The sequence below is a fragment of the Rhodococcus sp. 15-649-2-2 genome, assembly GCF_002258645.1.
In the GTDB taxonomy this organism is placed as follows: Bacteria; Actinomycetota; Actinomycetes; order Mycobacteriales; family Mycobacteriaceae; genus Rhodococcoides.
In genome coordinates, this window is the sequence record NZ_NPFM01000021.1 from 395279 (window position 1) to 402703 (window position 7425).

The 7425-nt window shown below is 64.8% G+C and carries 9 protein-coding genes; 6 read left to right on the top strand and 3 right to left on the bottom strand.

The annotated features are described in order from the left end of the window. Nucleotides 1–8 precede the first annotated feature (8 nt). Nucleotides 9–746, bottom strand: coding sequence for a TetR/AcrR family transcriptional regulator (locus tag CH305_RS13860; RefSeq protein WP_052058179.1), 738 nt, complete (start codon nucleotides 744–746; stop codon nucleotides 9–11). A gap of 73 nt (nucleotides 747–819) precedes the next feature. Here CH305_RS13860 and CH305_RS13865 point away from each other — a divergent pair, with 73 nt between their 5' ends. The 5 genes from CH305_RS13865 to CH305_RS13885 all read left to right on the top strand — a co-directional run bounded on the left by CH305_RS13865 (nucleotide 820) and on the right by CH305_RS13885 (nucleotide 4882). Beyond that, a complete protein-coding gene (locus CH305_RS13865; protein ID WP_032380340.1) occupies nucleotides 820–2094 on the top strand; it encodes a DUF445 domain-containing protein in 1275 nt (424 codons plus the stop codon). Between the two features lie 73 nt (nucleotides 2095–2167). Further along, nucleotides 2168–2635 (top strand): helix-turn-helix domain-containing protein, encoded by a 468-nt coding sequence (locus CH305_RS13870; RefSeq protein WP_052058177.1) that lies wholly within the window; start codon nucleotides 2168–2170, stop codon nucleotides 2633–2635. After that, nucleotides 2628–3416 (top strand): heparin-binding hemagglutinin, encoded by a 789-nt coding sequence (locus CH305_RS13875; RefSeq protein WP_032401833.1) that lies wholly within the window; start codon nucleotides 2628–2630, stop codon nucleotides 3414–3416. The genes CH305_RS13870 and CH305_RS13875 overlap by 8 nt, the downstream gene beginning before the upstream one ends. A 72-nt stretch (nucleotides 3417–3488) precedes the next feature. Next, nucleotides 3489–3776: a DUF2516 family protein gene (locus CH305_RS13880; RefSeq protein ID WP_371828244.1), complete on the top strand. Its 288-nt coding sequence runs from the start codon at nucleotides 3489–3491 to the stop codon at nucleotides 3774–3776. A gap of 80 nt (nucleotides 3777–3856) precedes the next feature. After that, nucleotides 3857–4882, top strand: a complete 1026-nt coding sequence (locus CH305_RS13885; RefSeq protein WP_094617501.1) for an alpha/beta fold hydrolase — start codon at nucleotides 3857–3859, stop codon at nucleotides 4880–4882. Here CH305_RS13885 and purU read toward each other — a convergent pair. Then, nucleotides 4879–5763 (bottom strand): formyltetrahydrofolate deformylase, encoded by an 885-nt coding sequence (purU, locus tag CH305_RS13890; RefSeq protein WP_032401836.1) that lies wholly within the window; start codon nucleotides 5761–5763, stop codon nucleotides 4879–4881. The genes CH305_RS13885 and purU overlap by 4 nt on opposite strands. A 13-nt stretch (nucleotides 5764–5776) precedes the next feature. Beyond that, on the bottom strand, nucleotides 5777–6619 hold the full coding sequence (locus CH305_RS13895; RefSeq protein ID WP_094703974.1) for a class I SAM-dependent methyltransferase: 843 nt from the start codon (nucleotides 6617–6619) through the stop codon (nucleotides 5777–5779). A 59-nt stretch (nucleotides 6620–6678) separates the two neighbouring features. Here CH305_RS13895 and deoC point away from each other — a divergent pair, with 59 nt between their 5' ends. Beyond that, a complete protein-coding gene (gene deoC, locus CH305_RS13900) occupies nucleotides 6679–7329 on the top strand; it encodes a deoxyribose-phosphate aldolase (protein ID WP_037171891.1) in 651 nt (216 codons plus the stop codon). The last annotated feature ends 96 nt before the right edge of the window (nucleotides 7330–7425 follow it).

The following is a 7425-nucleotide window of genomic DNA, read 5'->3' on the forward strand; positions in this document are numbered from 1 at the left end:
GACGAGCGTCAGGACTCGTTCGGCTCGTCGACCAGCGGGTGCGGTTGTGATTTGAATTTGGCGGGGGAGCCGTCGGCCATCGCGACCCCGTGGATTCCGCCCCACATCATCATGCAGAGGTAATCGATCAGATCGTCCGCCGACATGGATTTGTTGGAAATCCACCAGTGTGTTGCCAACTGGACCGCGCCGACGATGGCGAAGGCCCACGGCACCGATCCGCCGGAATCCATCTCGCGCTGGCGGAGTCGCTCACCGAGGACGGTGGAGAGCAGCTCGGCGATCATCCGTTCGGACTCGGCGACGACGTCGCGGTTGTTGCCTGCGTTGTTCGCCATGACGTAGAGGTACACCTCGGGATCGGTGGCGACGGTCTCGACGTAGGCGGTCACCACCACACGGGTGAGCTCGTACTCGTCGAGTTCGTGCGAGATGGCGGAGTAGATCCGCGGGGCGAGCGTCGTCTCGACGTACCGCGACATGGTGGCGCTGGTCAGATCGTTCTTGTCGGTGAAGTACCGGTAGAGCACCGTCTTCGAGATACCGATCTCCGACGCGATCTCGTCCATTCCGATCTCGCGGCCGCGCAACCGGATCGCGGCCAACGTGCCGTCGACGAGTTCCTCGCGTCGAGCGATCTTGTGCTCGCGCCACCGACGTTTGCGGCCGTCCGGCTTCTCGGCCTTGGGCTTCTCCTCGTTCGGCTCGGACTCGCCCAGCTTTGCCTCCGTCGTATTTCTCGCCACAACTCCACCCTATGCGCCTTCTCCGACACCATTGCAGGCCGTGTCCGGTTGATCCGACACATTTCTGGGCACAATGTCGGTTGTGCAGCTCATGAACTTCGACGACGACACCAAGCGTCGCGACCTCCGCAAGATGAAAACGGTCGCGACGGGCTTCCTCGTCTTCGCATCCATCGTCTATCTGTTCTGCCGGTGGCAGGAGTCGACGGGTGCGGGCGCGTGGGTGGGGTACGTACGCGCGGCGTCGGAGGCGGGAATGGTGGGCGCGCTCGCGGACTGGTTCGCGGTGACCGCGCTGTTCAAGCATCCGCTCGGCATCCCGATTCCCCACACGGCGTTGATCAAGAAGAAGAAGGACCAGCTGGGTGCAAGCCTGAGCTCGTTCGTCGGCAGTAATTTCCTTGCGCCCGAGGTGGTGTCGGAGAAGGTCGCGTCGGCGCAGGTTCCGTTGCGGTTGGGTACCTGGCTCGCCCAGCCCGACAACGCCGAACGCGTTGCGGCCGAGGCGGCGACGGTGTTGCACGGTGTGGTCGATGTGCTCAACGACGAGGACATCACCGCGGTGATCGACAGCACCATCGTGCGCCGACTCGCCGATCCGCAGTGGGGGCCACCCATTGGCCGCATTCTCGACGAGTTGCTCCGCGAGAACCGCCAATTGCCACTGATCGACATGCTGGCCGAGCGGGCTCATCAATGGGCTCTCGGCAGCCAGGAAATGATCGATCGCGTCGTGGCCCGGGACTCCCCGAACTGGTCGCCGAAGTTCGTCGACACCCTGCTCGGGGAGAAGGTCTACAAGGAGCTCGTCGAGTTCACCTGGAAGATCAGGTCCAACCCCGAGCACGACGTGCGTCTTGCCGCCAACAAGTTCCTGATCGACTACGCCAACGATCTGCAGCACGACCCGACCACCATCGAGAAGGCCGAGAAGCTCAAGGCGCAGATCATGGGCCGCGAGGAGATCACCGGCCTGGCTGCGGCCACCTGGAAGGTCGCCAAGCGCCTGATCACCGAGTCGGTCGACGATCCCACGAGTACGTTGCGCACCAAGATCAAGGAGAACACCGTCAATTTCGGAATTCGTCTCCGTGATGATGACGAATTGCGCGGGAAGGCCGACGGTTGGCTGCTCGGAGGAGCGCGGTACATCGCTGCGAACTATGCGGACGAGATCACCACGATCATCGGCGACACCGTTGCTCGGTGGGATGCAGAGGAAGCGAGCAAGAAGATCGAACTGCAGGTCGGACGTGATCTTCAGTTCATTCGCATCAACGGAACCGTCGTCGGATCCATCGCCGGACTGGCCATCTACACGATCTCGGACCTGATCTTCGGACACTAGTGCTAGCAGAGTGCTTGCAATAGTTAGCACCCTTCGGTACCGTCCAGTAGGACACCGAAAACAGGAGGCCGAGATGGCCGAGAACGAGGGGGATCTGGTCGCCAAGGCGACCGAGGCGACGCAGGTTGTCGCCGAGGCGGGGGATCTTGTCGCTTCAGTCGTGACGACTGCAGCGCAGGACATCGGGAGCTACATCCGGTCGCAGCGGGAAGCCGCTCAGGTATCCATGCGGCAACTCGCCAGTCGGGCCGGAGTGAGCAACCCCTACCTGAGCCAGATCGAACGCGGACTGCGCAACCCGTCCGCAGAAGTACTAGCGCAGATAGCCAAGGGTCTGCGCGTCTCCTCGGAGGTGCTGTACGTCCGGGCCGGGATCTTGGAAGCGCGTCCCCACGGTCCGGTGCGCGAAGCTCTGCTCGGCGATGAGCACATCACCGAACGGCAGAAGCAAGTGCTGATCGAGATCTACGACTCGTTCTGTCGTGAGAACGAGTCGACGCAAGAGCCCGAACCCGACGAACAGGAGACACCCGATGTCTGATTCCAAGAACTTCGAGAACGTCAAGACCCCAATCTTTGCAGCCGTCGGTGCCGGCGACGCTGTCGTCCAGGCCGTAGCCGACGTCGTCGCTCAGGTGCGCTCGCGCGCCGAGAGCCGCACCAGCGAGGTCAACGCTCGGCTCGCCGACATCTCCGAAGAGGTCACCGAGGGCGTGGAGAACCTGCGCGAGCGCCTCGCTGCCCTGCCCGCGGAACTCCCCGACGAAATCGCCGAGCTGCGTGAGCGCTTCACCCCGGAAGAGCTGCGCAAGGTTGCCGAGGCGTACCTCAAGGTTGCTTCCGACCTGTACACGTCCCTCGCCGAGCGCGGCGAAGAGGCCGTCGAGCGCATTCGCCGTACGCCCGCCGTCGAAGAGGGCCTCGAGCGTGCCAACTCGGCAGCCAACGACGTCGTCGACCTCACCGAGCAGGCTCTCGGAACCGTCGCTTCGCAGACTCGCGCAGTCGGCGAGCGCGCCGCAGCTCTGGCCGGCATCGCGTCGGACAAGGTTCGTGAGGGTGCCGAGGAGATCTCCGACGCAGCCGACGAGCTCGCCGAGAACATCGACGAAGCAGGCGACGAGGCCAAGGACAAGGCCATCGAGGCTTCCGACAAGGTGAGCGGTGTCGCGGGCACGGTCGAGGCCAAGACTCGCAGCAACGCGAACTCGCCCATCAAGAAGACCCCGGCACCGGCCAAGAAGACGGCACCGGCACCGGCTGCGAAGAAGGCCACCCCGGCTCCGGCCAAGAAGGCTCCGGCGAAGAAGACCACTCGCTAAAGCATTCGTAAAGAAAACGACCCCTGCGCCGCGCGGTGCGGGGGTCGTTTCTCGTACACTGACCGCGTGAGCATCGCCGGCAGCTTCAGCTACTACATCCTTACCTTTCTCCAGATCCTCGGAGTGGTAGGCGCAGGATTCGCGATCTTCCACGCGCTGCGTCAGCGCGCCGACGCCTTTCCTGCCGTGGACAAGCTCACCAAGACCGCCTGGCTGGCCATCCTGTTCGTGGGTCTGCTCCTTATCCTGGTCTCCGGAGTGATCGGATTCCTGGGCATCATCGGCGTCGTCGCGGTGTGCGTGTACCTCGTCGACGTCCGACCCAAGATCGACAGCATTCAGCGCGGACCCCGCTGGTAGGCAGGCGCATCGACGCCCACGGGATTGTGGGCGTACCGTCTACCGAACCCGCCAGGGGGTCGAGGTAGAGGGGATTTTCTGTGGTTTCACGCAAGGTAGTCGAACGTGTGCTGTTCGGAATCGGCGGCGCGGCCGCGGCGGCATCGGTCGGTGCATTCGTCGTCCGGCGGCGTCGCCTGCATTCGTTCACCAAGACGACGGACGTTCGGCCGGACGAGCTTCTGCAGCACCCCACGATCGAGCCGCACATCACCGAGGTGGTCACCGACGACGGAGCTCACCTGCACGTCCGTAGCTACGGTGATGCCGATGCAGAACCGATCGTCTTCAGCCACGGGTGGACCTGCTCGGCCGACTACTGGTTTCCGCAGATCAACGCCCTCGCCGGCCGATACCGCGTCATTGCATACGACCAGCGCGGCCACGGCCGCAGCGACGTCGGAACGCGGCCTCTGAGCCCGGACGTGCTGGCCGACGACCTCGCTGCGGTGCTCGCCGCGACTGTCGTCGAAGACAACAAGGCCGTCCTGGTGGGGCACAGCATGGGCGGTATGTCGATCATGGCGTGGGCCGGAAACTACCCCGAACAGGTCGATCGACTCGTCAGTGCCGTGCTCCTCGCCAGCACCGCGACCGACTCTCTCGTCCGAGAGACCACTGTCATCCCGTTGCCGCAGCGATTCCCGCGCGTTCCGGCGCCGGTCGGTCGAGCAGTGCTGAGCTCGGCGCTGCCGTTGCGGCCGTCGCCGGTGACGCGCCAAGCCATCAAATACATCTCGATGGCTCCCGGAGCCACCGCAGCCGAGGTGGCGTTCTGCGAGAAGATCGTGCTCGAATGCGCCCCGCGCACACGAGGCATCTGGGGCGCGGCCATCAGCGACCTCGACATCCGCGAGGCGCTGGCGAACATGTCCGTCCCCACCAGCGTCCTGGTCGGATCTGCCGACCGACTGACCCCGCCGGTGCACGCCCGCAAACTCGCCCGCGCCCTGGACGATCACGACCATCTGAGCCGATTGATCGTGATCCCCGGCATCGGACACATGAGCTCGGTGGAAGCAATCGACGAATTCAACACCGAAGTGGTTCGGCTGAGAAATCTCTAGCTGAACACCACGGTCTTGCGGCCGTGCACCAACACCCGATCCTCCAGGTGCCAACGCAGACCACGGGAGAGCACCAGCTTCTCGATGTCGCGGCCCTGACGCACCATGTCGGTGACCTCGTCGGAATGGTCGACGCGGATGACGTCCTGCTCGATGATGGGACCCGCGTCGAGCTCGGCGGTGACGTAATGGCACGTCGCACCGATCAGTTTGACGCCCCGCGCGAAGGCCTGGTGGTAGGGCCGGGCACCGACGAACGACGGCAGGAAGCTGTGGTGGATGTTGATCGCCCGGCCCGCCCAGTGCGCGCACAGCGATTCCGGCAGAACCTGCATGAAGCGCGCCAGCACCACTGCGTGGGGGTCGTAGGAATCGACCAGCGAGCGCACCTTCTCGAAGGCGGGTCCGCGCTCGGCCGGATCCTTCGCGAACTCGACGTGATGGAACGGTGTGCCGTGCGCGGCGGCAATCGGCTCGAGCGACTTGTGATTGCCGATCACCGCGGAGATCTGCGCAGGCAGTTCGCCGCCCGCCGCCCGTCCGAGCAGATCGTGCAGGCAATGCGCTTCCTTGCTGACGAGCAGTACCACGCGCTTGGGTTCGCCCGAATCATGCAGTGCCCATTCGGTTTCCGGGCCCAGCTCGGCGGCCACCTCGGCGAACCGTGCACGCAGATCATCGATGCTCATGTCCACCGACGACGCCCGTACAGCCTGCCGGGTGAAGAACCAGCCGGTGTCGGGATCGGCGTGATAGGCAGCCTCGACGATCCAACCACCGACCTCGGCGAGGAAGGTCGAGATGCGGGCGACGATGCCCGTCTTGTCGGGGCAACCGAGAGACAGAACGTAGCGGCGATCCTCGGATACGGAAGAACTCATGCCGACGATTCTCTCAGGGCGTGCGCACCCCGGTTGCCACCAGTGTCCCGAGATCGATCGAATCGATCCCGCGCTCGGTCAACAGAGCCGAGAACTCGGCCCGGATCTGCGTGCGAGTTCCGTCGTCGAACGGAGTCAGCGCACCGCGCAGTGCACTGCCCAGCACAAAATCCCAGACGAACGACTGTGTCGCCGGAACATGATTGGACAGCTCGACGACCCGGACGTCCGAGGTGCCGGCGGCGCTGAGCCAGGCACCGAGTAGATCCGGCGTCTCCATCCTGCGGATCGGGTGATCGTCGACTTCGGCCGTCGGGTCGGGAGCAGGGCCCGCGCTCGGCGGCCAGTGTCTGCCGATCACGTCGAAGAACGCGCCCGAGTACTCCCTGACCGAGCCCTTGCGCCACACCGTCACTCCGACATGCCCGCCTGGACGAACCAACGAGACGAGTCGCGCAAAATCCTGCTCTGGATCGGGAAGAAAGAAGATGCCGTACGAGCAGGCCAGGGCGTCGTATCCGGCGACGGGAACGGTCGACGGGGGTTGCCACTCGGTGGCGTCGGCGACGACGAAGTCGATGTTGCGCAGTGCGCGATCGGTGGCCTTCACCCGGCCCACTTCCAACAGATCGTCGGCGAGGTCGATGGCATGCACGATGCCGTCGGGTCCGACGGCGGCCGCCGCAGGAATTGCCGATGCCCCGGTGCCGGAGCAGACGTCCAGAACGACGTCGCCGGGTGCCAGCTCGAGTGCGAAGGCGAGCGACTGCCCGGCAGGTCCCCAGACCTGCGGCGTCACCGCGTCGAACTCCCTGCTGGTGGCATTGAAGGTGGCGGCGAGCGACGCTGCGGTCATGACCGAAAATCGTAGACCGACAGGGCTGCGAATGGCAGAGCTGTGAAAAGCTGGACCACATGACACTCACCCGCGCCGCCCTCGCCGGAATGGTCGACCACACGCTGCTCAAGCCGGAAGCCACGACCGCCGACGTGACCGCGCTCATCGAGGAGGGCCGTGAGCTCGGAGTCCTCGCGGTGTGCGTCTCGCCGTCGATGCTGCCGATTCGCGCCGAAGGAATGCTCACCGCCGTCGTCGCCGGATTCCCGTCGGGCAAGCATCACTCGTTGATCAAGGGATCCGAAGCGCGCCTCGCGGTGCAGCAGGGTGCCGACGAGGTCGACATGGTGATCGATGTCGGAGCCGCCATTGCCGGTGACTACAACGCCGTTCTGGCCGACATCGTGACCGTCCGTGAAGGCATCGGCAATGCCGTACTCAAGGTGATCATCGAATCGGCAGCGCTGTCCGACGAAGCGATCGTCGAAGTGTGCCGCGCAGCAGAAACCGCCGGCGCGAACTTCGTCAAGACATCCACCGGTTTCCATCCGGCCGGCGGCGCGAGCGTCGAGGCCGTGCGATTGATGGCGGAGACCGTCGGCGGTCGATTGGGCGTCAAGGCCAGCGGCGGCATCCGTACGACGGAGGCCGCCCTGGCGATGATCGACGCCGGCGCAACACGATTGGGGCTGTCGGGTACCCGTGCGGTGCTCGACGGTTTGGGCTAGACGGTATGGAGGTCTTGGCTGGGGCCTCTCCGCATGTAAGCGTGGGTTGCCGACAGGAGTGGGTCCTGGCCGGTAGAGCCACAGATGTGGGAGGCC